1 protein-coding gene is annotated in these 584 nt (G+C 36.0%); it reads left to right on the forward strand.

Annotation, left to right across the window (positions count from 1 at the left end; all coding sequences use genetic code 11):
* Window positions 1–90: 90 nt before the first annotated feature.
* Window positions 91–584: response regulator (locus GXM17_RS21455; RefSeq protein WP_163401549.1), on the forward strand; the 494-nt coding region annotated here is incomplete at its 3' end.

Here is a 584-nt window from a genome sequence, read left to right on the forward strand (position 1 = left end):
CAAAGAACGTGTAGAAATTTGCAATGGTACTATTACCATCAATGCAGCTCCCGGAAATACAACCTTTGAAATTGAATTACCTATAGAATTATGAACGAAATCAAATTAATAATAGCGGACGATCATGAGCTTTTCCGAAAAGGACTTGCTGAGCTACTAAGAAAGCATGACGATCTAAAAATAGTTAAAAGCGTTGGGGATGGCGTTGAATTTATGGAGCTTATAAACACCAAATTTGAGGCTGATATTGTATTGCTCGACATTACAATGCCAAACATGGATGGTTTTCAGGTCTTGAAAGAATTAAAAACTTTAAATTCTGATATCAGGCCTATCGTGATTTCGATGCACAATGATGGTAATTACATTGCAAAATGCGCTAAAATGGGAGCTTACGGCTACCTTTTGAAAAATACAGATGAAGCCGAATTAATCCTTGCGATAAGAAGTGTGGCTAACGGGAAAAAATATTTCAGCGCTGAAATTTCTGAAAAAATGATCAACTTTATGTCGGCACAAAGCATCAGTGAAAATGTTTTGTCTAATAAGGAAACCGAAGTTTTAGGGTTAATTGCCAAGGGTTT

This window comes from Flavobacterium fluviatile, assembly GCF_010645065.1.
In the GTDB taxonomy this organism is placed as follows: domain Bacteria; phylum Bacteroidota; class Bacteroidia; order Flavobacteriales; family Flavobacteriaceae; genus Flavobacterium; species Flavobacterium fluviatile.